Below are 26,006 nucleotides of genomic sequence, written 5' to 3' on the forward strand. Positions count from 1 at the left end.
GCGCTTTTTAAAGCTCGGGTCAAATCAAGCTTAAAAACTCATTTTTAGGCTGTTAAAGGTCAGCGTCATCGCCTAACTTATCTTCACCATCTTCTGGTTCAATAGTTGCTTTTAGTAAAAGCATTTCGCGTAACTTGCCTTCAATCTCATCTGCAATTTCTGGATTTTCTTTCAAAAACTTAATTGAGTTAGATTTACCTTGGCCAACTTTGTTGCCGCAGTAGCTATACCAAGCACCTGCTTTTTCAACAATTTTGTGCTTAACACCTAAATCAATTAACTCGCCTTGCTTAGAAATACCTTCACCATACATGATGATAAATTCAGCTTGTTTAAACGGAGGAGCAACTTTGTTTTTAACAATTTTAACGCGAGTTTCGTTACCAACAACCTCGTCACCTTCTTTTACAGAACCAATACGACGAATATCAATACGTACCGATGCGTAAAACTTAAGTGCATTACCACCCGTTGTTGTTTCTGGGTTACCAAACATAACACCAATTTTCATACGGATTTGGTTAATGAAAATACATAACGTGTTAGAGCGTTTAATGTTACCAGTAAGCTTACGTAATGCTTGTGACATTAAACGTGCTTGTAAGCCCATGTGCGAGTCGCCCATGTCGCCTTCAATTTCAGCTTTTGGTGTAAGTGCAGCAACCGAGTCAATAATAACAACGTCTACCGCGCTTGAGCGTACTAACATGTCACAAATTTCTAGTGCTTGCTCACCTGTATCTGGCTGCGATACAAAAAGCTCGTCAATATTAACACCAAGCTTTTGTGCATAAATTGGATCTAGAGCATGCTCAGCATCGATAAAGGCACATGTTTTGCCTTCTTTTTGAGCTTCGGCGATAACTTGTAAAGTAAGTGTTGTTTTACCTGATGATTCAGGACCATACACTTCAACAATACGTCCCATAGGTAAACCACCTATGCCTAAGGCAATATCGATGCCTAATGAACCTGTAGATACAGATTCAATATTTAACGCTTTGTTATCACCCAATTTCATAATTGAGCCTTTACCAAATTGACGTTCAATTTGTGATAGTGCAGCGTCCAACGCCTTTTGTTTGTTATCGTTCATTTTATTCTCCAAATCCAGCTAATGGAACCAAGTATACTGTATGAAATCACAGTATCAAGTTAATTTTTTCATTTTATCTCATCAATTACACTTTTTAATGAAAATACAATAGCTTGCAGTCTAACTTGAGCCCTATCACCGGTAAATACTTGCTTTAATGCAAGTTGCTTGTCGTTAATTTGTATACCAAACCACACTAAACCAACTGGTTTATCTTCGGTGGCACCACCGGGTCCTGCAATACCCGATATAGCTATAGCAATATTGGCGTTCGCAGCCTTAATTGCACCTAATGCCATTTCGCGCACGGTTTGCTCGCTCACAGCACCAAATTGCGTTAATGTACTGGCACTTACATTTAGCAAATCCTGCTTTGCTTGGTTGCTGTAAGTGACAAATGCACGGTCAATATAAGCAGAGCTTCCAGGGGTATCTGTAAGGGCATAACTCACTCCGCCACCAGTACATGACTCAGCACTAGTGATCCATAAGCATTTATCCGTTAAAATAGCGCCTAATTGCGCAGCAAGTGTTTTAATCTCTTGATGTAATTCCATATTCAGCCTTTGGGTAAATACATGTCGTTTGATCTTTATGCACCACACACTATAAAACAACAAACCCCTATGATGCAGCAGTATCTAAAAATAAAATCAGAGCATCGCGATATTTTATTGTTTTATCGTATGGGCGACTTTTACGAACTCTTTTTTGATGACGCTAAACGCGCCGCTCAATTACTCGATATTTCGCAAACTCATCGCGGCAAAGCCGGTGGCGATCCTATCCCTATGGCGGGCGTACCTTATCATGCAGTAGAAAACTACCTAGCACGTCTAGTTCAAATGGGCGAATCAGTGGCTATTTGTGAACAAGTTGGGGATCCCGCAACGAGTAAAGGCCCTGTCGATCGTAAAGTTGTTCGTATTGTAACGCCAGGTACTATTTCTGACGAAGCGCTTTTACAAGAACGACAAGACAACCTACTTACCAGCGTTTGGCAAAGTAAAAAAGGTTTATACGGTATTGCGTACCTTGATATTAACTCTGGTCGCTTTAACGTTGTAGAGGTTAGTACCGATGAAGCTTTTAGCTCAACTATTCAACGCTTAGCTCCGGCAGAATTGCTATATAGCGAAAGCTTTGAAAACTTCCATTTAATTGAGCATATAAAAGGTGCTCGTCGTCGCCCAGAGTGGGAGTTCGACTTAGATACGGCTCAGCACTTATTATGCGATCAGTTTGGTACTAAAGATTTAGTTGGCTTTGGTGTTGATAAAGCTCACAGCGCACTTGTTGCTGCTGGTTGCCTGATGCAATACGTAAAAGATACACAGCGTATTGCACTGCCACATATTCGTGCAATTACACTTGAGCACAACGAACACGCTGTTATTTTAGATGCCGCAACCCGTAAAAATTTAGAACTTACCGTTAATTTATCAGGCGGGTTTGAAAATACACTTGCCCAGGTACTTGATAAAACAGCAACGCCAATGGGTTCTCGTTTACTTAAGCGCCATATTCATACACCTGTACGTAATAAAGACGAGCTAAATTCACGCTTAAATGCAATTAGTGCCATTTTAGATGTACAACTGTGCGGTGAATTACACGAATCATTAAAAGAGATTGGTGATGTAGAGCGTGTTATTGCACGCCTAGCTTTATGCACAGCTCGCCCGCGCGATTTAACTCGCCTGCGCAGTGCATTACAAGCACTTGCACCACTGCATTCTTTGTTAGGTGATGCTAACGATCCTCGTATAGCGGGTATTATCAAGCACTCGCCTGAGCTCCCTGATTTACAAGAGTTATTAGAACGTGCAGTGATAGAAAACCCACCGGTACTAATTCGTGACGGTGGTGTTATTGCCCCTGGTTACAACAGCGAACTAGATGAGTGGCGTAACTTAAGTAAAGGTGCAACCGACGTACTTGATCAACTAGAGTTGCGTGAACGCGAACGCACGGGTATTAGTACGCTTAAAATTGGTTATAACCGCGTACATGGCTTTTTTATTGAAGTAAGCCGCGCCAATGCTCACTTAGTGCCAGCCGACTACATTCGTCGTCAAACACTTAAAAATAACGAACGCTATATTATTCCTGAGCTTAAAGAGCACGAAGATAAAGTACTTGGTAGCCAATCAAAAGCCTTAGCGCTTGAAAAGCAACTATACGAAGAGTTGTTTAGATTTATTGCTCCACACATAGAGCAACTTCAAATGATGGCAGCAGCACTGGCCGATTTAGACGTGTTAAATAACTTGGCCGAACGTGCACTTGCACTCAATTATGCAAAACCAGAACTGTGCGATAACGACAATATAAGCATTAAGCAAGGTCGTCACCCTGTTGTTGAACAAGTAATGAAAGAACCATTTATTGCCAACCCTGTTGAATTAAACAGCCAACGTAAAATGTTGATTATTACGGGTCCAAACATGGGCGGTAAATCAACCTATATGCGCCAAACAGCACTTATTGTATTAATGGCTCACATTGGCAGTTATGTACCTGCAGACAGCGCTAAAATAGGCAATATCGATCGCATATTTACACGTATTGGTGCTAGCGATGATTTAGCATCAGGTCGCTCAACCTTCATGGTAGAAATGACCGAAACAGCAACTATTTTAAATAATGCCACGGCGCAGTCTTTAGTATTAATGGATGAAATTGGTCGCGGTACAAGTACCTACGATGGGCTCTCGCTTGCGTATGCAACAGCCGATCATTTAGCGTCAAAAATATCAGCTAAAACATTATTTGCTACTCACTACTTTGAGTTAACAGAACTTGCTGAACAAACAACAGGTCTTGTAAACGTGCACCTTGATGCAATAGAACATAACGATACAATCGCCTTTATGCATACAGTACTTGATGGCGCAGCAAGTAAGAGCTTTGGCTTACAGGTAGCTGCTCTTGCGGGTGTGCCAAAAGCTGTAATAGCACAAGCAAAGCAAAAACTTAAGTTACTTGAAAATCATCAAAGCGTTACTGCACCAAGTACAGAGCAACAAGCCTTTACTTTTAATAACGAAGCTGCGCAAAGTACACCTTCTGAAGTGGAAGAGCAGTTAAGCGCTATCGACCCTGATAATCTATCGCCACGCCAAGCGCACGATTTATTATATAAACTAAAAGCATTGTTGTAATTTATATCTTCTAATTTGCAAGCATAAAAAAAGCCGAAGAATAAATTCTTCGGCTTTTTAACACACATAATCTCTTAAATTATTTAAGCTATTACGAAAACTGATTAAACAAGCTATCCGTACTTAAACCTTCTTGTTGCAAAATGTCTTTTAAACGACGTAATGCTTCTACCTGAATTTGTCTTACACGCTCACGTGTTAAGCCAATTTCACGACCTACATCTTCAAGTGTCGATGGCTCGTAGCCAAGCAGTCCAAATCGACGAGCTAACACTTCGCGTTGTTTAGGGTTCAATTCACCTAACCAATCTACAATGTGCTTATTAATATCATTGTTTTGTACTTCGCCTTCAGGGCCTGCACTTTTTTCATCTGGGATGATATCAAGTAGTACACTGTCGTTTTCACCACCAATCGGCATATCAACCGATGCTATTCTCTCGTTTAAACGTAGCATTTTAGTTACGTCTTCAACGGGTCTGTCTAGGCACGCTGCAATTTCGTCAGCTGTTGGTTCATGGTCAAGCTTTTGAGTTAATTCACGTGCTGTACGTAAGTAAACATTAAGCTCTTTTACAACATGTATTGGCAAGCGAATGGTGCGAGTTTGATTCATAATGGCACGTTCAATTGTTTGACGTATCCACCAGGTAGCGTAAGTAGAAAATCTAAAGCCACGTTCCGGGTCAAATTTTTCAACCGCGCGAATTAAGCCTAAGTTACCTTCTTCAATTAAATCGAGTAGAGCAAGGCCACGGTTGTTGTAACGGCGTGCTATTTTAACAACTAAACGTAGGTTACTTTCGATCATACGTTTACGTGAGGCTTCACAACCTCGAAGTGATTTACGAGAAAAAAACACTTCTTCTTCAGCACTAAGCAAAGGAGAAAAACCAATTTCGCCTAAATAAAGTTGGGTTGCATCAAGGTTTTTAGTTACTTCTTCTTTTGCAAAAATTTCATCGTCTTCTACTTTTTCTAGTAGCGTTGTACTTTCATCAGCATCGATGTCATCGAATTTTTCATCAGTCGTAGTATGTTTGTCAAGTTTTGCTGCGTTAGCCATAAGCCTTCTCCCGAGCAATTATCAATACCTAAAAATTAAGGTAGGTATTTAGCAGGATTGACAGATTGCCCTCGGTAGCGAATTTCAAAACGAAGCGCGGTGACCGGAGATTCTGAATTACCAATTTCTGCTATTTTTTGTCCTGCCTTAACCTTCTGCTTTTCTTTAACAAGTAATTTCGAGTTATGTGCATAAGCACTTAGGTAATCATCATTATGTTTCAATATGATTAAACTACCGTATCCTCGAAGAGCGTTACCCGCGTATACCACTGTTCCTTGTGCCGCGGCTAAGACTGAAGCCCCTTTGCGATTAGTAATCTGTAAACCTTTATAACCGTTTTCCTTATTAGAAAAGCGTTTGGTAATTTTGCCCTTTGCAGGCCAAAACCACTTAACTTTACTGCTCGACAAACGTTTAGCATTACTAACTTTGTTACTGGCTTGTTTCTGAACATACTCTCGTTGTTTTGGAGGATCAAGCTCTTTCTTTAATATTATGTTATTTTTTTGTGTGTTTTTTATAGACTTTTTACTCGAATTCGTATACTTTCCATCCCTTTTTGTTTTTTCAGGCTTGGAGATTAAGGAGATGTTTTGCCCAGGAAAAATTGTGTAAGGTGATGGAATTGAATTGTTTTTTGCAAGTAATCTAAAATCTTGACCGGCGCTAAAGGCTATAGAGTAGAGCGTATCACCTTTTTGCACCTTATAAATATCGCCATTTATGTTAATGGTGTGACCTAAATCATTAACATTATTATTTAGGCTGCTAACAGGCGCTGGAATATGGCGAGAAGAGCAACCAGAGAGAAAAACACCAACAAATATAGTCACATACAGTAAAAACTGTTTATTCATTGTATTTTTCTCCCAAATTAGACAATTGATATTTTTAACGCTTAACGCAATAAAAAGTACGCTAGCGCAATTAATACCACTAATCCCCAACCAAGTATTTCAATATATTGACGTAATTTTGCTTCCATTTTAGCCCCGCCCCACTTCATTAAGGCTGAAACTAAAAAGAATCGCGCACCACGTCCAATGGCCGATGCGAGCAAAAATGGCAAAAATGCCATTTGTAAAACACCTGCGCCAATGGTAAATACTTTATATGGTATAGGCGAAAAACCAGCTAAAAACACAACCCAAACACCGTAATCTTTAAACCAATTTAATGCGATATCAAACTTTTCTTGCCAGTGCATTTGTGCAATCAATGGCTCAACAACGGGTTCAAATAGCCAAAATCCAAGCAAGTAACCAACGACTCCACCAACAACCGATGCTATTGTGGCAAAACTTGCAAAACGCCATGCTTTTTTAGGTTGTGCAAGCGACATAGGTGCAAGCATTACATCAGGTGGGATTGGAAAAAAAACTGACTCTGCAAAGCTCATTGCAGCTAAATAACGTTCCGCATGGCGGTGCTTTGCCCACACTAGGGCCATATCGTATAATTTGGTAAACAACTTCAAAATGAATTCCTATTCAATATCGCCAGGTACTAACGGCACAAATCTAACGGGAGCAATAACATGCTCTTTATAATTACCGCCTTCGCGGATAACCATTACTAATTTTTGAACACTCTCACCAATGGGCGCTAATAACACGCCTCCATCGGCTAACTGAGCAAGTAAGTCTTGCGGGACTTTAGAGGCCGCAGCAGTCACTATAATACCATCAAAAGGTGCTTGTGATTGCCAGCCTTGCCAACCATCACCATGCTTCATGGTTACATTATATAAATCGAGTTGTTGCAATCGACGTTTTGCCTGCCACTGAAGCGTTTTAATACGCTCTACCGAATAAACCTTTGTAAACGTTTTGGCTAATATTGCAGTTTGATATCCAGAGCCAGTACCAATTTCCAGCACTTTATTGCGCACACCAGCTAAGCGAAGTAACTCAGTCATACGCGCGACTATATAAGGCTGAGAAATAGTTTGCCCTTGCCCAATCGGTAGCGCTGTATTTTCATAGGCTTTGTGTTTGAGCACATCATCTATAAACACATGACGTGGAACATCAGCTATAGCACTAAGTACTTGTGTATCTTCAACACCTTCACGCTTTAGTAAGTCAGATAGCGCTTTTGCACTGCGGGAATAATTAGCGAGCACGATTAATCTCCAAATCGGCTAACCAGTCTCCTACTGCTTTTAAGCTATCTTTAGCTGTCATATCAACACTTAATGGCGTAACAGAGGCATAACCGTTATTGATTGCGTAAAAGTCGGTCCCCTCACCTGCATCACTCTCTGTACCCAGCGATCCATACCAATAAATATCACGACCCCAAGGATCGGTTTGTTTGGTCATGGTTTCGGCTTTATGACGAGCGCCTAGACGTGTTACTTGCACCCCTTTTAATTCACTTAATGGAATATCTGGCACATTTATATTTATTATTTGATCTTTTGGAAGCGGGTGCGAAGCCAAGCCTTTAATAATATTTACGGTGACAGCAGCGGCTGTTTCAAAATGCTCACCTTTATGTGAGCAAAGCGATACTGCAATTGCAGGTAAGCCTAAGTGGCGACCTTCGGTTGCAGCGGCAACAGTGCCTGAATAAAGCGTATCGTCGCCTAAATTGGCACCATGGTTAATACCAGCAACAACAAGGTCGGGTTTTTCATCAACTAACTGATTTACACCTAAATGTACACAATCTGTAGGTGTGCCATTAACCGACATAAAACCATTTTCAAGCGTTGTTGCGCGTAGCGGGTTCATTAATGTTAAAGAATTACTAGCACCACTACAGTTGCGATCAGGTGCAACAAGGGTTACATCTGCAATTTGTATAAGCGCCTGATATAAAACCGCAATACCTTTGGCATTTACGCCATCATCGTTACTTAACAGTATCTTCATTTATGTCATTATCCTTTTCTTTGCGCTCTCGTGGACTTGCATCTGTGTAATCCACCAGCTCGCGTAATAATGCGGTTGCAAAACATCCTTTTGGCAAACCAAAACTCAGTTTTAAACTGGTTTCATCTATGGTCTCAACCGTTAAGTTTTGCGGAATTAAACGCAGCATCCTGCGCTCATTTTTTAGGCCTAGCTCACCTAAGCCATCACACCATGTTTGATATGGTTCAAGCCATACTTTTTCTTGCTCGGTTAGGCCTTTTTCACTTTTACCCACCATAGGTGCCGACATCATAATATCGCCAGTGGCTAATCGCTCTATGTTTTCGTCGTTAATTGCATCTTCAAAAAATGCATTACTGCCGCTTAGCATAAATACTTCACGGTGCATTGTTTTAGCTAAACCATGCTCTTTAACACGTAAATTTACTATTTGATTAAATACATGAGAACGCGCTGCTGAAATAATAATACCGCGCAGTTTTTTATCGCGAATACGCTCACCGGCAAACATTTTTTCAGCCATTACTAAGTTATGGCCGCCATGTCCAAAACGCTGCTCGCCAAAATAGTTAGGTACACCTGCGCGTACAGCGTTAATACGGCATAAAATATCAAGCGGCTCAGTCACGTTACGAAGCGTAATAGTAAATTTATTACCCTTGTGGCAGCCCGTACGTAATTTACGATCGTGGCGCTGTTGCGACACAATAAAAATGCTCTCACTATTTAAATCACTAAAATCGATAGGCTTTTTAATCGGTACTTTCACACTAAACCACTGCGAGCACACACCGTGGCGATCTTTCATGCCAGCGTAACTTACGTCTCGAGGGGATACACCCGCACGCTGCGCAATTAGCTTGGCAACATATTGCGTGTTTTCGCCTTTTTTAACCACCTGCAAACACACGTGTTCGCCACTACCAGTAAATTCTATACCAAGATCTTCATCAACCATAAAGTCTTCAGCAGTGGTTTTAAAATCAGCTTTAGAAAGCGGAGCACCGTATAAATAATTTAAATCGCTCATGCGTTTGTTGTACTCGCAAGATCTTTATTCATAATAACCACTGCATGGCTCGAAATACCTTCCCTGCGCCCTTCAAAGCCTAGCTTTTCGGTTGTAGTGGCTTTAACGTTAATTTGCGAAAGGTCACAATTTAAATCGCTAGCTAAATTAGCGCGCATAGCTTGAATATGTGGCAGCATTTTTGGTGCTTGAGCAACAATAGTTACATCACCATTACCAAGTACATAACCTTGCTCTTTAGCTAAGCTCACTACATGGCGAAGTAAAATACGGCTGTCGATATTTTCATACTCGCTTGCCGTATCTGGAAAGTGCTTACCAATATCACCCATTGCAAGCGAGCCTAAAATAGCATCGCATAATGCATGAATAGCAACATCACCATCTGAGTGCGCTAAAAAGCCCTGTGGGTAATCAATTTTTTCACCACAAATAGTTAACGGGCCTTCGCCGCCAAATTTATGTACGTCAAAACCATGGCCAATTCGTATCATAATGCACTCTCGTTTTGTTGTTTGTGTAATAAAAACCCAGCCAAATCTAAATCCTCTGGCGTGGTTATTTTAATATTATCGCTGCGGCCTGCTACAAGCTTTACCGGTTTACCCGCCCATTCAATTGCACTTGCTTCGTCTGTAATAGTTACCCCACTTGCTAATGCGTTTTGAAGCGCACTTTTAAGCTCGTTATATTTAAAAAACTGGGGGGTAAGTGCTTGCCATAAATCGTCTCGTGGCACCGTTTGTTCGCTGTACTCGTGGCCACGTTTTATGGTGTCTTTTACTTTACTAGCTAAAATACCGCCTTCATCAGCGCTTACGCATTCATCAATCAAACGTTCTATATCACTGATATTAACTAGCGGACGGGCAGCATCGTGCACCAATACCCATGTAGGCGGGTTAGGCGCTAAAAAAAGTAAGCTATTGAGCACAGAATCGGCTCGCTCTTTACCGCCACTGGCTCGCACAATGCGCTTATCAAGCAGTGGGAGTTCATCAAAATAGGGGTCGCTGTCGCTAAGAGCAACAACAATAGTACGTAATTGAGATAATTGGGAAAGTTTAGCTAAGGTGTGTTCTAAAATAGTTTTACCGGCTAATTGTATATATTGCTTAGGCGCATTGTGCTGCATTCTACTGCCAACACCCGCTGCAGGTACAATTGCTGCAATAGTCTGTTTATTTGTCATATTGTTTGCCCGGTAAAACACGAATAAATGTTTCGTCCGGTTTAATCATTCCCAATTCGTTGCGTGCACGCTCTTCAATGCCTTCTTGGCCAAGCTTTAAGTCTTCAATATCTGCTTTAAGTACTTTATTACGTTTAATGAGCTTTTCGTTAGTTACTTGATGCGACGCTACAGCACCTTTTAGCCGTGTGTAGTCTTGTAAACCATTATGACCAAACCATAATCTGTATTGTACAAACAGTGCTAAGCACAGTAAGCCAACTTGAAAAATACGCATTTAACACTCCTTATTTTAAATTCCAAATACCTTAGCTTTAATACGCTAAGGGGCGCTTTAAATTGCGCCAATTAATACTACCCGCTAAAAGCATTTCGCGTAGAGATAAAACCCGTGGCATGCAACGCTTCGAAAATTGCCACTGGTGCCCACAACATGCCCCCGTTAAACTCACTTTACTTGGCTTTATTAACTGAGCATTTTGCTGCTCTAGCCCATTTCCTAAAAAATCAAACCAACCAAGCTCGTTACAATGCAGCTTATTTTCGCCTAACTGATCGATACTGTCTATTCTAAGACGCACCTGATCGTAGCCATTTAATATAACGGGCACTATAAGCCCCACTTTGGCATACGTTTGATAAAAAAGTTCATTAGCTTGAACATTCACATCCGGTGGGGTTGGTTTTTGCTTTTCAAGCCACGTACCATTTTGTGCGTCCAGCGTAAAAGGCGTGTCACCATTGGCAACTAACGTTGCAGCTCGCTCAATATAATAAGGTAGGCTTTTTAACTGTCGGCGCAGTTTATCGGCATTAGGCTCTGCAACTAATCGCTGAACCTCACGCTGATAAAACGCATTACACAATTGTGCATACAACACTTTTTGTGCATCAGTTTGCCAAATTTCAACTTGCTGCTGAGCACCAAGTGACTGATTTTTAGCGACCAAAAGCTGTACTCAAAAATATTTAGGTAAATGTTTTATAACACAGTATTGAATGTTTTTTAAGCGCAGCGCACCAATTTAAGCGCTTGGCTTTTCACCTAATTTTGCTTTACCTGATTCTAAAAATTGCACAACCGTATTACGCTTTTTACCAATTAGTAAACTGCCATCAGCTAAAAACATAAAGTTTTGCCAATTGCGTTTAAATACATCAAAGGTTGTTTCGATAATATTATCGCGTGCCATACAAAAATAAACAGTGGTGTTAGCTTCCCAATCTAAAAACGTTAAGATTGCTTCTGGAGGTTGCGCATCCCCATTTTCCCACGCATCTTGCCAATCTACTTCTTGGCTAAAGCTTTTTTCTTGACCACACCAATCGGTGTCTTCAAAAAAATCAGGGTGATCAAACTCACGGCTCACCATGGTTGTCCAAAGTACGGCTGCGCGCTCGTCGCTCATAGGCTTTATTTTTGCTGCGTCTTCATCAGATACAGGTAAATCTTTGTGGCGAAAAACCCACGCCTTTTTGTAATCATCTAAAGAAATATAGTTCATAGTATTGGCAAATTAGTTAACATTAAAAGTGCAAAGCCAAATTATACAAGAGATCAAAACATGACTACAGCAATAAAACCACTTTCCCTAAAACCAGGCATATACCAACACTACAAAGGCCCGCAATATAAAGTTATTCATGTTGCCACCCATAGCGAAACCGAGGAACAGCTTGTGATTTACCAAGCACTCTATGGTGAATTTGGTATATGGGCGCGCCCACTTAGTATGTTTTTAGAAACTGTTGAAAAAGAAGGTGAGGTCATACAGCGTTTTGCTTATATTGGACCTGCTGCTTAACTATGGCATTATAACAAAATAACTTACTGCTCAGACCAGACAAGGGTACACCGTGCAATTTAATTCAACTGACAATTACATAGCGAGTAGCGCGCTTAAACAAGCTGTAAATGCTGCCATTATGCTCGAAAAACCACTTTTAATTAAAGGCGAACCTGGCACAGGTAAAACCATGCTGGCTGAGGAGTTGGCTAAAAGCTTAGATACCACGCTTATTCAGTGGCATATAAAATCGACTACTAAAGCGCAGCAAGGTTTATACGAGTACGACGCGGTTTCGCGCCTGCGCGACAGCCAACTAGGTGACGAGCGTGTACACAATATTGGCAACTACATCGTTAAAGGTAAGCTTTGGCAGGCATTTACGTATGCAGAGCTTAACGGCAAACGCCCAGTGCTTTTAATTGATGAAATAGACAAAGCCGACATAGAGTTCCCAAACGACCTACTACTTGAGCTTGATAAAATGGAGTTTCATGTTTATGAGACTAACGAGCGCATTGTCGCAAAAGAGCGCCCTATTGTAATCATCACATCAAATAACGAAAAAGAATTGCCGGACGCATTTTTACGCCGCTGCTTTTTTCATTACATTGATTTTCCTAGCAGCGACGAAATGCAGCAAATTATTGACGTGCACTACCCTAACGTTAAACAGGATTTAGTACGCCAAGCACTTGAAGTGTTTTTTAACCTGCGCGAAGCAAACGGCCTTAAAAAGAAACCTTCCACCAGCGAATTACTCGATTGGTTAAAGCTTTTAATGGCTGAAGACATAGACGCTAAAACACTGCACGACAAAGCTAAAAAAGGCGGTTTAATGCCAATGTTTGGCGCATTACTTAAAAATGAGCAAGATATAAGCCTAATCGAAAAATTAGCCTTTATGAGCCGCCGTTAAGATGTTGATTGCGTTTTTCTTCAAACTGCGTGAATACCGCCTACCTGTAAGCCTGCGCGAACTGCTCGATTTAATTAACGCCTTAAAAAAAGGCGTTATATTTGCCGACGTAGACGCCTTTTACCATCTAGCGCGCACCATCATGGTAAAAGATGAAACGCATTTTGATCGATTCGATAAAGCCTTTAGCGACTACTTTAGTGGTATTGCTGACCTTGATTTGCTCGAGAGTTTAAAGCAACAACACAACTTACCTGAAGATTGGCTACGTAAAGAGTTTGAAAAAAACCTAAGCGATGAAGAAAAAGCTCAACTTAAAGCTATGGGCGGACTCGACGAGCTTATGAAAACCCTAAAAGAGCGTTTAGAAGAGCAACAAAAACGCCACGCAGGCGGCAATAAATGGGTGGGCACTGGCGGCACATCACCTTTTGGTGCATACGGCTATAACCCCGAAGGCGTGCGTATAGGGCAAGACGGCAACCGTAACCGCCAAGCGGTAAAAGTGTGGGATAAACGAGAATACAAAAACCTCGACACCGACAGAGAAATTAGTTCGCGCACAGTTAAACTCGCCCTTAAAAAGTTACGAAAGTTTGCCCGCACTGGCGCAAGCGACACGCTTGATTTAAACGAGACCATTCGCGCTACTGCAAAGCAAGGCGGCATGCTTGATGTAAAAATGGCACCCGAACGCCACAATGCAGTAAAAGTACTCATGCTGTTTGATATTGGCGGCTCAATGGATGACTATATCCACACCTGCGAAGAATTATTTAGCGCCGCTCACAGCGAATTTAAACACCTAGAGTTTTACTACTTTCATAACTGTTTATACGAGCACGTTTGGCAAGACAACGCACGCCGCCATTCAAACGTGATTGACACCATGACGCTGATTAATAAATTTACCAGCGACTACAAAGTCATATTTGTCGGCGATGCCACTATGGGCCCTTACGAAATAGCTTATGCGGGCGGCTCGGTAGAACATTACAACGAAGAGCCCGGCAGTGCATGGTTATCACGTATAACAAACCACTTTGATAAAGTCGCCTGGCTCAACCCACAACCGGTTGAACACTGGCCGTACTATCAATCTATTGGCTTTATAAAAGAGTTAATGAACAATCGCATGTATGCGCTGAGCTTAGATGGAATAAGTAGAGCGATAAGGGAGTTAAGCTAATTTATAACTTAAATATTATAAGTTTTATTAACAGCTTATTATTTAGCTAAAAACCCAGTATTTAACTATGCTCTAGGTAAATACTGGGTATTAAATAATCAAAACTAAAAAGTGGATAATACTGCAAGAGCTCATTTACCTATGAACATTTACACCTTTGGATTTTAAATCGTTTAAAATTAGCTCCTGTGTTTCACCTATTTTTTCCTCAGACTTAACTAATAATAATTTCAAATTATTGAGTTTATTTAAAAAACTAATATCTTCAATACCATCGATAGTAAAGCTTAGCTCTTCTAGCTCACTTAGTTCCCCTAACAAATCCCAATCAACGCCACTATCTATATCACAATGTGATATAGTCAAGTTCTTAAGGTTTTTTAGCTTTTCAATACCTCTAAATCTGTTTATTTTCGATGCTAGTAAATCACAGCTTTCTAAATTCTTTAAGTCACTTATAAAGTTAAAGTTTTTAATCTCATTAGCAAATAATATTGTTATAGTCTCTAAATTTTCAACATTTTTTCCGAACTTAACACCTGTTAAATCTGTACGAGTTAAACTCAGAGAGGTTAACGATTTGCTAGCTATGTTATTCAATAAATCACTCGATTGAATATTACCCAAACTTAGCAATTTTAATTTATTAAAGCCTTTGAAGTCAGGTAAACACTTAAGCTTTTTGGAGCTAATAGATAGGTCGGTTATATCATGGTAAGCTTTGAAATAAGGTATACTTTCAAACTCACCATCGAAGCTAATACTTACTAAACTTTTAAAATTAATATCTATTATTCCTTGAAAATCATCGGAACTATAAAAATCGCGAAACGTAAGAGTCTCTATGCTTGAAAGGTCTTGTAACCAAAAAAAGTTTTTCAACCTGTTAAAGTAAATAGTTATCTTTTTTTCATCTTTTAAAAGCCGAACTAACTCACTCTCATTTTCGATCTTTTCGTCAACTGGTAATATGGCAGCTAAAGCCTGACATCTACTTTTAGTGTAAATAGCTTTAAGAAGCTCTAATTCTAAGCTCCTTTCCTTTTTTACAGGTAACTTAATTGCTGTATTGTCTATAAACTCTTTTTGTAAGAGAAAAATTCTATCTTCATAGAATAGCCTTAATCCTGAAGAATCAACATTATCAAAAACTTTATCATAAAAAATCCCTATTTCTTTTCGGTTTTTCCCTTGTGTGGATAACTCTTCAAAAACCAAAACCCAAATTTCTTTCCAAGCTGCTTCATAAGTACTATTCACTAAAGACTGAAAGCCAGTCTTATTATCCTGTAAAGTATCTAAATTTAAACTTATAAAATAAGCGCAAAAATATTCTTGAAATGATAAATGACTAAAGCCAAATACATTTTCTCCATTTTCTACACCTTTGGGTATTAAAAAGCCCGTTCTACTTTGTAAATAATCAACCAAGTTATTACTATGTTCAGATAATGAATCAACATCTATTATTTCAGATAGCTGTAATTCTAAAAACAGCTTTAGTTGCGATTCTTTGACTGTAAAAAAGCTACTATTATGATTTGGGTTTGGTAGGCGCTCTCTAGCATCTTCTAATTCGGCCTCGTCAAATGAGGATATTTTATTGTCTGGTAAACATAAATCTCCAGCATGCATAAAATAGGCAAGCTTTGAGAGCCAATTCTTAATATCCTGATAGTCATATTCACGACCTAATTTATGTTCTAATCTTCTGGCTTTATCCATTGACTCAAGATATGTCCCAACAATTCTCTGATATAACTCAGCTCTACCATGGGGTAACTGCCCTCTACGCCACTGAATAAAACAAATTAAGTTAAGCAATACAGGTATTCTTGACAAAGCATTTATCTGAATTAATTGAGCACTAATATTAGTAATATTTTCAATAAACTCTTTTCTTAGCTCCATTTTAGGAGGTAAGTATTTTTTTACCCAGTTTTCTGAAAATGTCTTTCGCTGTTCTGGTGAAAAAGGTGCCAGATATAAAATAGTAGGTAAATTTAGAGCCTCACTAAAAGAGACTTCCATATCGTTAGCTAACTCGTTATCTGTACTAATGTTAACTTCCATCTCTTTGCTGAATTGTTGAATACTGTTTTTTAAAGGAGTACTTGCCTTTTCTAACTCACTCCATCGACCCTTTTCATACCAAAAACTCTGATTATTAAACCCAACAATGCGACTGGTCATCAAAAGCCTTGTTTTAGGATACTCACGTAATAACTGCTTGATTTGCTTAGCAAGCCAAATAGTCATTTCTGGTGAAATCTCATCCAAACCATCAATTAAAAAGAATACTTGCCCAGTGCTTAATAAATCAAAAAAGCAGTTTTTAGTGCTCTGATCATTTAATATCAAGGTAGAAAGAGCATCGCCTTGCTGCATAAATATTAAATTTATAAACTCTTCATTTGATAGCTCAGATAAATTTACTTGTGATAATTTACGCACAGTAAGTAAAAGAGGGAAAAGTGGACCTAAACGTTTTTTTGCATAGTTATCGCTCCAATGACAAAGTGAACAAACGAGCCATTTTATTAATGTGCTTTTGCCAACGCCCGGATCACCTAACAACACCATTCTTGGATTTTCAACAATTAAATCCGCGACACTATTTAGAGGCAAAGACTTTGTCGCTTTATCATCTCCATCAATTTTCGCTAAATATTCAGCTGTAATACGGGTTTTGCTAAGTTTTGGTATAACGTAAAGTTCATCAATGTGAACTAACTTTTTGTCACCATCGCTATCATCTAAAGCTAAGCCTTGGTTATCTAAATAGCGCTCTTCTTTTAAAAATTGGTCTAAATAACGATACAATGGTGATTTTTCTAGATCCTTAAAATCACTAACTATTGGGTCTATAAACTTAGGTACAATTCCGGAAAACAGATCCACAGATTGTTGTGTCCACATTTAGTTCACCTGATTATGGTTAAAGTAGTTAACAAATTGATGCATAATTTCGCTAATAGTCTTAGGTGTAGATTGAGTATATATATGTAGACCTGTTACCTCGTCAAATAAAGGCTTTAATTTGAAGATACTTAAATCACTTGGGTGCTCATATTTTGCTTGAACATCAGTAGTACGATGGTCTTTATTTAATTCATAGAATGCAGAGCTCGGAGTAGTATAATTTGTACCTTTTTCTGCTGTAACAAAGTCAAAAATATCCCGGGCTGCATCCGCTCTTAATTCAATACTTTCGTATATTCTCCTATAACTTACCGAAAGGCTTGATACAATGAGAGCTATAGCAGCAAAAGACTCGGATCTTTTTGGCTCTATTATGTTATTAAACTCTTTAAAAAGTGAGCAATCTTCATTAACTACACCCTTTACATTTGAACCATCCACTTTCCTTAAATATCCTGCTAGTTTATTTGAGATCATTTTTAACCGCCTAGGGTTGGCAGGCAAAACATCATAGCTTTCCAGTATTTCGTTTAAATCCTCAATAACGGTAGAGCCATTTTCATCCTTAAACAACAACTTTAGATGGGATATAAAAAAGTCTGATTTTTGTTTTTGATTAGGAATGGGTAAACGATAAGCTTCCTGACATAGCTTTTCTAAATACTCTACACCTAAATAACTATACTGATTATCAATCTCAGTTTTTCTTTCAGGCATTAAATTAATAAACTGTTTCTGTAAAAATCGCTCGATTTGCTGCTGGTCAATAGCAAGAACAACAGTGCAATTTGGTATACTCAAATATAGCTTTAATCCCTCAAGCAATTTATAAGCATTTTCTGGTTCACAACGATCTAAGTCATCAATAAAAATTACAAGCTTCTCTTTATTATCTAATAAAACACTTACAGCCTGAGTAAGAGCATCATTGATTTGATCTGCTGCTAAGCGACTCAGTAGATTATCTTTTTCGTATTTTTCACCGATTTCGCTTATTTTGCTAAAACCCGATAAACCTGTAGCCTGCTTTATCACACCATCTAAAACAGTTAATGCACCAAGTACACTTACACTAGCTAACTTGCCTGCTCCATCAATAAACTTTTTACTCGATGAAAAGTGATTTTTAATACAATGTAGTAATGCAATAATTGGTGATACTTCATTTTGATAACGCCAAGCTTCAAACCAGATACCGGTATATTCACCTGTTTGTTCTTGCTTATTATTAGTAATTTCGGCTGGAGAAGTAGCGGTTACTTTTTTATATACACCAGCTAAACAGGACGTTTTTCCGCTACCCCAATATCCAGTAATAGCTATAGTGCGAGGGCTTTCTGACTTCTCAATATCTTCAGCTATAGTTGTGACAAAAGACTCTGTGCCTAAAAATTTACAAGTGTCAGCAGTTGCCTGATCATTGTGGCTATGTTTTAACGTCATCCAAGCTATCCCTTTCTTTTATAAATTATAATCAGGTTCATATAGTAATTATCAACTATATCAAAATTAAGAGTTTTAAGTTAATCATAACCTACAAAATACTGTTACTTAGACTTCCCTTATTTTAATTAGTTAGGTAATTAAGGGGTAAAAGGCCTATGTAATACTTTTATAACTTTTAGCATAAATGATTTATTAGATTTAAAGCACTTTACTCATAAACAAACTATACGGATCGAGCTCATAACCCCAAAACGGCTCGCATTCTTTAAAACCAAACTGAGTATAAAGCTTTTGTGCGGGCAAAAATGCCTTTGCCGTGCCGGTCTCTAAGCTTAACTTTTTGTAACCTCGCAAAGTTGATTGCTCAATAATATGCGTGAGTAACTTGGCAGCGATACCTTGGCGTAAATAGTTACTTGATGTGCGCATTGATTTAATTTCGCCATGCGTTGTATTTAGTGCTTTTAAAGCGCCAACACCCGCTAAATTATTATCAATCCATAAACTATAAAAAGTTATATCGGTCTGAGTGAGTTTACTCACATCAAGTGCATGTACGCTCTCAACGGGTGAGTGTTTTAACATATCGTTATGATGCGCTTGTAGTAGCTTTATAACGTGTGGGTTTGAAAGCTCACCTATTCTAATATCCATTTATACCTCGTTTAATCCTAGAATTTAATGCTTTAGGGTTTTAATTAAAACCCTAAAGTAAGTGGCTGTATTTAGAATGCTAGTTTCCACACTACAAAAGCGACAGCAAACCCAACTAAGTACACCAAACCTAACCACGTTAAACTACGTAGTAAAACGCTATGCTTAATAGCAGGCTCTGATCGCACAAGGCTAAAGTTGAGCCATGCAAATACAGGCGTTGTAACAAATGAAAGCGTCATGGCAAAAGTAAGCATGGGGCCAAGGGCTGATTTAAAAAATAAAATAACGGCCATACCGGCAAATGCTTGTAGTATTAACCAAATATTTAAGCTGTGTTTTGATTGCCCAAAGCCAAGTAGTTTATGAGATTCGTTAAGCGTACGGGCGTAGCCATCTAGCACGGTGAGTGTAGTGCCAAACATACATAAAAAGGCGATTGCTGATACAAGCGGCCTTGCCCACTCGCCTATTGTTAATGCGTACATATCAATAAGCTGCTTGGCAAACGCGACACCGCCGAGTTCTATACTACTGGTTTGCCCGTACTGCACTAATACACCTAAGCTAAAAAATACCAAGGCTAAGCCAGCTGTAAGCCAGTAACCTACGTTAAAATCGAACAAGCCTTGGCTTTTAGAAACTGTTTGCTGCGCTTGTTTTTCTTTTAGCCATAAAGAACTTAATGCAGATATTTCGATAGGTGCTGGCATCCAGCCCATTAAAGCCACCATAAAGCTAAGCATGGCAAGTTCATACGGTGAAGGACCCACATAATCAGCAGGTGCCATTGGGCCGTTACTAAATGCAATGGCAAGGGCAATCAAAGTAGCGAGCGTAAGCAGCCCCATAATGCCTTTGGCAACGTTATCTAGCGCTTTAAAGTGTCCAAGTAGTAATATAACTAAACATACACCCAGCAGCATCCAACAAAGTAAGGTTACTTCGATAACCACAGGTAAGGCGTAATGCAGTAAGCTTGCGGTAAGCAGTAATACGCCAGCGGTATTAACAACAGCGGCTACAATGTTTAAGCCAATAAAGCTGTAAAAATAAAACGGGCCTTTACTCTTATAGCCCTCCACTAGGCTATTTTTAGTCGCGAGTGTGTATTCCATACCAAAGCGAAAAAACGGATATTTTAAAACATTAACAACGAGGATAAGCCAAAATAGTTGCCAACCAAATATTGCTCCAGCTTGCGTAGAGGCAACTAGGTGAGATCCGCCAATAGCGGCTGTTGCCATGAGTATTCCAGGCCCAAGCGCACCTAGTCGAGACTTCCATACTGCTTTTGTTGTGTGCATTAATTTCTCAAAATATGTGTGTTATACGCTGCTTTTATTAATTTTTTTGATTAATAAACTGCAAGAACGCATAACTTACCTAAATTACAGGCAATAAAAAAGAGCCATACGGCTCTTTTTTACAATACTTTGGAACTAAATTTTATTTAAGATCCATCTCTTGGATGATCTCGTGTGCGATTTCAGGTGTAGTGCTAACAGGCTTTTCGTGTAAGTTTGCTTTTATCTGCCCTTTTCGATGTTTTAGTGCCGCATCGAGTTTTTTAGCTGCGCTTGCAATGGCTGGGTACATAACTTCGTTTTCCCCTTTTACCGATATGCGCGTGCCTTCGTAATTAGTGCTAATTTCAGCTTGGATTTTATGATGCTCTTTAGACAAAATAATATCGAGTGCAATAAGCGATGGAAAGTGGCTCTCGATTTTTGAAAATTTTTCGTTGATGTGCTCTCTAATAGAGTCAGTAACTTCAACATGGTGACCAGAAAGATTAATTTTCATAGGGTATCCTTTTATTTGTTACCTCATAAATAGTATTGGGGGCTATTTAGATTAACACAAGGAAAAAAGAGAGATATTTGAGGTTTATTTGCGGTTTTTGGTGATTTAAATCATACGTTGCGCAAAGTTTATGCAAAGCCCATAGTACATGGGCTTTCAGACGTCTAGCTGTATTGATTAATCTGTGTACGAACAACAGTAGTCAGCAAAATCAGATACTTTTACTTTAAAGCTTACATTTGCATCAACATTAAACGATTCACCTGCGTTAAATGTTTTCCACTCACTTGCCCCTGGTAATAAAATATCCCATTGGCCAGCTAAAAGCTCCATGCATTCTTTTTGGTTTGTATCAAAAACAAACTCACCAGGTTGCATAAAGCCTAACGTTTTCGCTTCGCCATCACCTAAAATAACGGTACGGCTCGACACTTTTCCGTCAAAATATACATTGGCTTTTTTTACTACACTTACGTTATCGAACTTTGGCATTTTTAGCTCCTGCTATTAATTTAAGATTTTTATTTATAAATTTTATCGCACTACCTTGCCTGATAGCTTACTTTCTTGCAAGGAAAGCAGCATTGTTCAAGGTGAAGTTGCTTCATGTAAGGGCATAAAAATACCCGCAACATGTGCGGGTTTTTCAATTACTTACTTTATTTAATCAAAGCGATTAAAAAAGCTCGTTTGCTTTGCTTACAATGTTTGCCACTGTAAAACCAAAGTGCTCAAACAGCTCACCAGCAGGTGCCGACTCACCAAAGGTAGTCATACCTACTACTGCGCCATTTAGACCTACGTACTTGTACCAGTAGTCAGCAATACCTGCTTCTACTGCTACGCGGCGTGTAACAGATGCCGGTAATACGCTTTCTTTGTACTCTGCGCTTTGATCTTCAAAGGCATCAGTACATGGCATAGATACAACACGTACCTTTTTACCTTGGCTGCGTAGCTCAGTTGCTGAATCTTGTGCTAGTTGCACTTCAGAGCCCGTCGCAATGAAAATAATTTCAGGGTTGCCGTCACAGCTAAGGATGTAACCACCCTTTTTAACGTCTGCTAATTGCTGTGCGTCACGCGCTTGTTGCTCAAGACCTTGGCGAGTAAAGATTAACGATGTAGGACCGTCTTTACGCTCAATAGCTTGTTGCCATGCAATTGCCGACTCAACTTGGTCACATGGGCGCCAGTTGTATAAGTTAGGCGTTAAACGCATGCTTGCAATTTGCTCTACTGGTTGGTGAGTTGGACCATCTTCACCTAAACCGATTGAATCGTGCGTGTATACAAAAATGCTTGGTTGCTTCATTAATGCAGCCATACGTACGGCATTTTTTGCATATTCAACAAACATTAAGAACGTAGCACCGTAAGGAATAAAGCCTTTATGAAGGGCAATACCATTCATAATTGCCGACATACCAAACTCACGTACACCGTAATAAATGTAGTTACCGCTTGCATCGTCGTGTGTTAAACCTTTAGAGCCATCCCAAATTGTTAAGTTTGAGCCTGCTAAATCGGCTGAGCCACCCATAAATTCAGGTAATAACGGACCAAATGCGTTTAATGCATTTTGCGATGCTTTACGAGACGCTGGGTTTGCAGGGTTTGCTTGTAATTGCTCAATGTACGCTTGAGATTTTTCAGCCCAATCGCCAGGCAGTTCGTTATTAATACGACGCTTGTATTCAGCCGCAAGCTCTGGGTATGCTTTTGCGTATGCTGCAAATTTTTCGTCCCAGCTTGATTCAAGCTGCTGACCTTTTTCTTTGCTATCCCATTGTGCGTAAATATCATCAGGAATTTCGAACGCATCGCCAGTCCAACCTAAGAATTCGCGAGACGCTTTAATTTCGTCATCACCTAGTGGTGCACCGTGACAATCGTGGCTACCAGATTTATTAGGTGAGCCGTAACCAATAATTGTTTTACAACAAATTAGTGATGGTTTATCGGTAACACTTTTAGCTTCTGCAATAGCAGCACTTATAGCATCGCTGTCGTGGCCATCAACACCACTAATTACATGCCAACCGTATGCTTTAAAGCGAGCTGGCGTGTCATCTGTAAACCAACCTTCTACTTCACCATCGATTGAAATGCCGTTGTCATCCCAAAATGCAACAAGTTTACCCAGACCTAATGTGCCTGCAAGTGAACCAGCTTCATGAGAAATACCTTCCATAAGGCAGCCATCGCCCATAAATGCATAGGTAAAGTGATCAACAATATCGTGACCTTCACGGTTAAACTGTGCAGCTAACGCTTTTTCGGCAATTGCCATACCTACGGCATTTGTGATCCCTTGACCTAATGGACCCGTAGTAGTTTCGATTCCTGGTGCATAGCCATATTCAGGGTGACCTGGTGTTTTAGAATGCATTTGACGGAAGTTTTTAATTTCGTCCAGTGGTAAGTCGTAACCACTTAGATGCAATAGAGAATAGATAAGCATTGAACCGTGGCCGTTTGAAAGAATAAATCTGTCACGGTCAGCCCACTCTGGATTTGTTGGGTTGTGTTTTAGATAATCGCGCCATAATACTTCTGCGATATCAGCCATGCCCATAGGGGCTCCAGGGTGACCAGATTTGGCCTTTTGTACTGCGTCCATTGACAAGACGCGAATAGCATTTGCAAGTTCTTTGCGAGATGGCATGAATTCTCCTACCTTATATGTGTATTTGCGCGGGTATTTATGTGTTTGTTTATGTAACCAAATAACTTGGATACTGTTATATATCCATTCTTACTTATTGTGGGGGCGGTGTGCAATTAAAAACCCCAGAAAAGGCAGCATTATGAATTTTTTTTGAGACTAGAACGACATTCGTAATTTTATTTAGACGTCTAGGCGTAAAAACACTATGCAATGCGTTTTGTTTTAGATAAAATACGCCCCTTAATTTTTTAGCGCTAATACCGACATTTGTGAAGCGCAATATTTGTGAGCAGAAATACAATGGCAAAACATTTATTTACTTCTGAATCTGTTTCTGAAGGTCATCCGGATAAAATCGCCGATCAAATCTCTGATGCGGTACTTGATGCAATCCTAGAGCAAGACTCTCAGGCTCGCGTAGCGTGTGAAACTTACGTTAAAACCGGTATGGTTATGGTTGGTGGTGAAATCACTACTAGCGCATGGGTTGATATCGAAGAAATTACACGTAAAACAATTCGTGACATTGGCTACACAAATTCAGACATGGGCTTTGATGCCGATTCATGTGCAATTTTAAACACTATTGGTAAACAGTCTCCAGACATTAACCAAGGTGTTGACCGTACTAGCCCAGAAGAGCAAGGCGCGGGCGATCAAGGCTTAATGTTTGGTTACGCATGTAACGAAACAGAAGTACTAATGCCTGCTCCAATTACTTACTCACACCGTTTAGTACAGCGCCAAGCGCAAGTGCGTAAGAGCGGCGAGCTTAACTGGTTACGTCCAGATGCAAAATCTCAAGTTACTTTTGCATACGAAAACGGCAAACCAGTAGGTATTGATGCTGTTGTACTTTCTACTCAGCACAGCGAAGACATTTCACAAAAAGATTTAGTAGAAGCTGTGATGGAAACAATCATCAAGCCTGTACTTCCTGCAGAACTTATTACAAGCGCAACTAAGTTTTTCATTAACCCAACAGGTCGTTTTGTAATTGGCGGACCAATGGGCGATTGTGGTTTAACTGGTCGTAAAATCATTGTAGATACATACGGTGGTATGGCTCGTCACGGTGGTGGTGCTTTCTCTGGTAAAGATCCATCAAAAGTTGACCGCTCAGCAGCATATGCAGCACGTTACGTTGCTAAAAACATTGTTGCTGCTGGTCTTGCTGACAAGTGTGAGCTACAAGTTTCTTACGCAATAGGTGTTGCAGAGCCTACTTCTATCAGCGTTGAAACATTTGGTACAAGCAAGCTAGAAGAAAGCCGTTTAATCGAGCTTATTCGTGAACATTTTGACCTACGCCCTTACGGCTTAATTCAAATGCTTGATTTAGAGCGCCCTATCTACCTTCCTACAGCGGCTTACGGCCACTTTGGTCGTGACGAATTCCCTTGGGAACGTACAGATAAAGCAGACGCACTTCGCGCAGCTGCTGGCCTTTAAGCCAAAAGTTTTGTAATAAATTAAAAACGGCCCTTTTAAGGGTCGTTTTTGCATCTAAAACTTATTCGCTATATTGTTTGTAGAGCGTCTACAAAATAACTATAAAATCGACCTCGAATTCTTTTGTACTTTAGGTATATACTCATTTCATTATAAAAGCTTTAGGGATAGTTAAATGGCCGATAACTTTCGCGTTATATTTGCAGGACTTGCCGATAACGTTGATATAAAAACAGCATGTACAAATTTAGCTGCAAAATTAAAAACGTCAGATGAAAAAGTAGCTCTTTTTTTTAAAGGCAAGCCACTGTTTGCGCCAAGCGATAAAGACAAAGCGTTAAAACAGGCTAAGTTACTAGCGAGCTTAGGCATTAAAAGTAAGCTTCAAGCTGTTTCAAACGCTATTCAAAATAGCTCTGCCCCTGCTGCAAACAACCAACGTGATGAACGTATTTTTGATGCTCTCGATTACATCACTAGCAGCTTAATTCGCCTTGAAGAAAAGTTAGACGAGCTAGAGCAACGCCTTCCTGAAGCTCAATTAAAAGCACCAGACGAAAATGTTGACGAATGGCAAGATGACGACCTAATGCTAGATGAGGATTTAGCGCCTCCTAAAAAACGCAGTAACTTACTTTTATATTCATTGATTGCAACTGCCACCATTTTGCTAGTAGTACTGGCTGTTTTTTTAATTTTTCCCGATTTATTCTCTTTTTAAGAATGG

General features: G+C 39.6%; 26 protein-coding genes. 6 read left to right on the top strand and 20 right to left on the bottom strand.

Annotation, left to right across the window (positions count from 1 at the left end):
- Positions 1-52: 52 nt before the first annotated feature.
- Both recA and BW142_RS13490 read right to left on the bottom strand, forming a co-directional pair.
- Positions 53-1,096, bottom strand: coding sequence for a recombinase RecA (gene recA / locus BW142_RS13485; protein ID WP_076925188.1), 1,044 nt, complete (start codon positions 1,094-1,096; stop codon positions 53-55).
- 68 nt (positions 1,097-1,164) lie between these two features.
- Positions 1,165-1,653 carry a nicotinamide-nucleotide amidohydrolase family protein gene (locus BW142_RS13490; RefSeq protein WP_076925189.1) on the bottom strand — a complete coding sequence of 163 codons (489 nt, stop codon included), beginning with the start codon at positions 1,651-1,653 and terminating at the stop codon, positions 1,165-1,167.
- Between the two features lie 21 nt (positions 1,654-1,674).
- Between BW142_RS13490 and mutS the strand changes: the two genes are divergently transcribed.
- Positions 1,675-4,260, top strand: coding sequence for a DNA mismatch repair protein MutS (gene mutS / locus BW142_RS13495; protein WP_076925190.1), 2,586 nt, complete (start codon positions 1,675-1,677; stop codon positions 4,258-4,260).
- A gap of 91 nt (positions 4,261-4,351) precedes the next feature.
- Here the strand turns inward: mutS and rpoS are convergent, their stop codons facing one another.
- From rpoS to BW142_RS13550, 11 genes are all read right to left on the bottom strand, one after another.
- Positions 4,352-5,326, bottom strand: a complete 975-nt coding sequence (gene rpoS, locus BW142_RS13500; RefSeq protein WP_076925191.1) for an RNA polymerase sigma factor RpoS — start codon at positions 5,324-5,326, stop codon at positions 4,352-4,354.
- Between the two features lie 35 nt (positions 5,327-5,361).
- Positions 5,362-6,186, bottom strand: a complete 825-nt coding sequence (locus BW142_RS13505; RefSeq protein WP_076925192.1) for a peptidoglycan DD-metalloendopeptidase family protein — start codon at positions 6,184-6,186, stop codon at positions 5,362-5,364.
- Positions 6,187-6,227: 41 nt separating this feature from the next.
- Entirely contained in the window at positions 6,228-6,806 is a 579-nt protein-coding gene (locus tag BW142_RS13510; RefSeq protein ID WP_007584782.1) for a YqaA family protein, read from the bottom strand.
- Between the two features lie 9 nt (positions 6,807-6,815).
- Entirely contained in the window at positions 6,816-7,454 is a 639-nt protein-coding gene (locus tag BW142_RS13515; protein WP_076925193.1) for a protein-L-isoaspartate(D-aspartate) O-methyltransferase, read from the bottom strand.
- Positions 7,444-8,208: a 5'/3'-nucleotidase SurE gene (gene surE / locus BW142_RS13520; protein WP_076925194.1), complete on the bottom strand. Its 765-nt coding sequence runs from the start codon at positions 8,206-8,208 to the stop codon at positions 7,444-7,446. The genes BW142_RS13515 and surE overlap by 11 nt, the downstream gene beginning before the upstream one ends.
- Positions 8,189-9,241: a tRNA pseudouridine(13) synthase TruD gene (locus BW142_RS13525; RefSeq protein WP_076925195.1), complete on the bottom strand. Its 1,053-nt coding sequence runs from the start codon at positions 9,239-9,241 to the stop codon at positions 8,189-8,191. The genes surE and BW142_RS13525 overlap by 20 nt, the downstream gene beginning before the upstream one ends.
- Positions 9,238-9,735, bottom strand: coding sequence for a 2-C-methyl-D-erythritol 2,4-cyclodiphosphate synthase (ispF, locus tag BW142_RS13530; protein ID WP_076925196.1), 498 nt, complete (start codon positions 9,733-9,735; stop codon positions 9,238-9,240). The genes BW142_RS13525 and ispF overlap by 4 nt, the downstream gene beginning before the upstream one ends.
- Positions 9,732-10,433: a 2-C-methyl-D-erythritol 4-phosphate cytidylyltransferase gene (gene ispD / locus BW142_RS13535; RefSeq protein WP_076925197.1), complete on the bottom strand. Its 702-nt coding sequence runs from the start codon at positions 10,431-10,433 to the stop codon at positions 9,732-9,734. Before ispD ends, ispF begins: the two co-directional genes overlap by 4 nt.
- Entirely contained in the window at positions 10,423-10,710 is a 288-nt protein-coding gene (ftsB, locus tag BW142_RS13540) for a cell division protein FtsB (protein WP_024596337.1), read from the bottom strand. Before ftsB ends, ispD begins: the two co-directional genes overlap by 11 nt.
- 37 nt (positions 10,711-10,747) lie before the next feature.
- Positions 10,748-11,383, bottom strand: coding sequence for a hypothetical protein (locus BW142_RS13545; protein ID WP_024596336.1), 636 nt, complete (start codon positions 11,381-11,383; stop codon positions 10,748-10,750).
- A 75-nt stretch (positions 11,384-11,458) separates the two neighbouring features.
- Positions 11,459-11,938, bottom strand: a complete 480-nt coding sequence (locus BW142_RS13550; RefSeq protein WP_024596335.1) for a DUF2947 domain-containing protein — start codon at positions 11,936-11,938, stop codon at positions 11,459-11,461.
- Between the two features lie 60 nt (positions 11,939-11,998).
- On the opposite strand from BW142_RS13550, the gene BW142_RS13555 reads away from it, so the two are divergent.
- From BW142_RS13555 to BW142_RS13565, 3 genes are read left to right on the top strand one after another with little or no spacing between them, the layout of a single operon-like run.
- Positions 11,999-12,238: a DUF1653 domain-containing protein gene (locus BW142_RS13555; RefSeq protein WP_039486721.1), complete on the top strand. Its 240-nt coding sequence runs from the start codon at positions 11,999-12,001 to the stop codon at positions 12,236-12,238.
- Between the two features lie 52 nt (positions 12,239-12,290).
- Complete coding sequence (locus BW142_RS13560) at positions 12,291-13,139, top strand: MoxR family ATPase (RefSeq protein ID WP_010554437.1); 849 nt, start codon at positions 12,291-12,293, stop codon at positions 13,137-13,139.
- A gap of 1 nt (position 13,140) precedes the next feature.
- Entirely contained in the window at positions 13,141-14,328 is a 1,188-nt protein-coding gene (locus BW142_RS13565) for a VWA domain-containing protein (RefSeq protein WP_076925198.1), read from the top strand.
- Positions 14,329-14,463: 135 nt separating this feature from the next.
- On the opposite strand, the gene BW142_RS13570 is transcribed toward BW142_RS13565, so the two are convergent.
- From BW142_RS13570 to tkt, 7 genes are all read right to left on the bottom strand, one after another.
- Positions 14,464-17,247 (bottom strand): NACHT domain-containing protein, encoded by a 2,784-nt coding sequence (locus tag BW142_RS13570; RefSeq protein ID WP_076925199.1) that lies wholly within the window; start codon positions 17,245-17,247, stop codon positions 14,464-14,466.
- Complete coding sequence (locus BW142_RS13575) at positions 17,248-18,693, bottom strand: P-loop NTPase fold protein (RefSeq protein ID WP_076925200.1); 1,446 nt, start codon at positions 18,691-18,693, stop codon at positions 17,248-17,250.
- 201 nt (positions 18,694-18,894) lie between these two features.
- A complete protein-coding gene (locus BW142_RS13580) occupies positions 18,895-19,350 on the bottom strand; it encodes a GNAT family N-acetyltransferase (protein WP_076925201.1) in 456 nt (151 codons plus the stop codon).
- A gap of 71 nt (positions 19,351-19,421) precedes the next feature.
- Positions 19,422-20,597 carry a divalent metal cation transporter gene (locus BW142_RS13585; protein ID WP_143475940.1) on the bottom strand — a complete coding sequence of 392 codons (1,176 nt, stop codon included), beginning with the start codon at positions 20,595-20,597 and terminating at the stop codon, positions 19,422-19,424.
- Between the two features lie 202 nt (positions 20,598-20,799).
- Positions 20,800-21,156 carry a ribosome-associated translation inhibitor RaiA gene (gene raiA / locus BW142_RS13590; protein ID WP_007376058.1) on the bottom strand — a complete coding sequence of 119 codons (357 nt, stop codon included), beginning with the start codon at positions 21,154-21,156 and terminating at the stop codon, positions 20,800-20,802.
- Between the two features lie 177 nt (positions 21,157-21,333).
- Positions 21,334-21,648, bottom strand: a complete 315-nt coding sequence (locus BW142_RS13595; RefSeq protein ID WP_002958974.1) for a pyrimidine/purine nucleoside phosphorylase — start codon at positions 21,646-21,648, stop codon at positions 21,334-21,336.
- A 184-nt stretch (positions 21,649-21,832) separates the two neighbouring features.
- Positions 21,833-23,824 carry a transketolase gene (gene tkt, locus BW142_RS13600; protein WP_076925203.1) on the bottom strand — a complete coding sequence of 664 codons (1,992 nt, stop codon included), beginning with the start codon at positions 23,822-23,824 and terminating at the stop codon, positions 21,833-21,835.
- Positions 23,825-24,127: 303 nt separating this feature from the next.
- Between tkt and metK the strand changes: the two genes are divergently transcribed.
- The gene (metK, locus tag BW142_RS13605; RefSeq protein WP_024600601.1) at positions 24,128-25,279 is read left to right on the top strand and encodes a methionine adenosyltransferase; all 1,152 of its coding nucleotides are present in this window, start codon (positions 24,128-24,130) and stop codon (positions 25,277-25,279) included.
- Between the two features lie 175 nt (positions 25,280-25,454).
- Positions 25,455-26,000, top strand: a complete 546-nt coding sequence (locus BW142_RS13610; RefSeq protein ID WP_076925204.1) for a hypothetical protein — start codon at positions 25,455-25,457, stop codon at positions 25,998-26,000.
- Positions 26,001-26,006: the final 6 nt, after the last annotated feature.

It is taken from the genome of Pseudoalteromonas sp. EB27 (genome assembly GCF_001974875.1).
GTDB lineage: Bacteria > Pseudomonadota > Gammaproteobacteria > Enterobacterales > Alteromonadaceae > Pseudoalteromonas.

Bases quoted from the DNA above. Each gene is read 5' to 3' on its own strand.
- recA (WP_076925188.1), bottom strand. From the start codon at position 1,096: ATGAACGATAACAAACAAAAGGCGTTGGACGCTGCACTATCACAAATT.
- BW142_RS13490 (WP_076925189.1), bottom strand. From the start codon at position 1,653: ATGGAATTACATCAAGAGATTAAAACACTTGCTGCGCAATTAGGCGCT.
- mutS (WP_076925190.1), top strand. From the start codon at position 1,675: ATGTCGTTTGATCTTTATGCACCACACACTATAAAACAACAAACCCCT.
- rpoS (WP_076925191.1), bottom strand. From the start codon at position 5,326: ATGGCTAACGCAGCAAAACTTGACAAACATACTACGACTGATGAAAAA.
- BW142_RS13505 (WP_076925192.1), bottom strand. From the start codon at position 6,186: ATGAATAAACAGTTTTTACTGTATGTGACTATATTTGTTGGTGTTTTT.
- surE (WP_076925194.1), bottom strand. From the start codon at position 8,208: ATGAAGATACTGTTAAGTAACGATGATGGCGTAAATGCCAAAGGTATT.
- BW142_RS13525 (WP_076925195.1), bottom strand. From the start codon at position 9,241: ATGAGCGATTTAAATTATTTATACGGTGCTCCGCTTTCTAAAGCTGAT.
- ispF (WP_076925196.1), bottom strand. From the start codon at position 9,735: ATGATACGAATTGGCCATGGTTTTGACGTACATAAATTTGGCGGCGAA.
- ispD (WP_076925197.1), bottom strand. From the start codon at position 10,433: ATGACAAATAAACAGACTATTGCAGCAATTGTACCTGCAGCGGGTGTT.
- ftsB (WP_024596337.1), bottom strand. From the start codon at position 10,710: ATGCGTATTTTTCAAGTTGGCTTACTGTGCTTAGCACTGTTTGTACAA.
- BW142_RS13550 (WP_024596335.1), bottom strand. From the start codon at position 11,938: ATGAACTATATTTCTTTAGATGATTACAAAAAGGCGTGGGTTTTTCGC.
- BW142_RS13555 (WP_039486721.1), top strand. From the start codon at position 11,999: ATGACTACAGCAATAAAACCACTTTCCCTAAAACCAGGCATATACCAA.
- BW142_RS13565 (WP_076925198.1), top strand. From the start codon at position 13,141: ATGTTGATTGCGTTTTTCTTCAAACTGCGTGAATACCGCCTACCTGTA.
- BW142_RS13570 (WP_076925199.1), bottom strand. From the start codon at position 17,247: ATGTGGACACAACAATCTGTGGATCTGTTTTCCGGAATTGTACCTAAG.
- BW142_RS13575 (WP_076925200.1), bottom strand. From the start codon at position 18,693: ATGACGTTAAAACATAGCCACAATGATCAGGCAACTGCTGACACTTGT.
- BW142_RS13580 (WP_076925201.1), bottom strand. From the start codon at position 19,350: ATGGATATTAGAATAGGTGAGCTTTCAAACCCACACGTTATAAAGCTA.
- BW142_RS13585 (WP_143475940.1), bottom strand. From the start codon at position 20,597: ATGGCAACAGCCGCTATTGGCGGATCTCACCTAGTTGCCTCTACGCAA.
- raiA (WP_007376058.1), bottom strand. From the start codon at position 21,156: ATGAAAATTAATCTTTCTGGTCACCATGTTGAAGTTACTGACTCTATT.
- BW142_RS13595 (WP_002958974.1), bottom strand. From the start codon at position 21,648: ATGCCAAAGTTCGATAACGTAAGTGTAGTAAAAAAAGCCAATGTATAT.
- tkt (WP_076925203.1), bottom strand. From the start codon at position 23,824: ATGCCATCTCGCAAAGAACTTGCAAATGCTATTCGCGTCTTGTCAATG.
- metK (WP_024600601.1), top strand. From the start codon at position 24,128: ATGGCAAAACATTTATTTACTTCTGAATCTGTTTCTGAAGGTCATCCG.
- BW142_RS13610 (WP_076925204.1), top strand. From the start codon at position 25,455: ATGGCCGATAACTTTCGCGTTATATTTGCAGGACTTGCCGATAACGTT.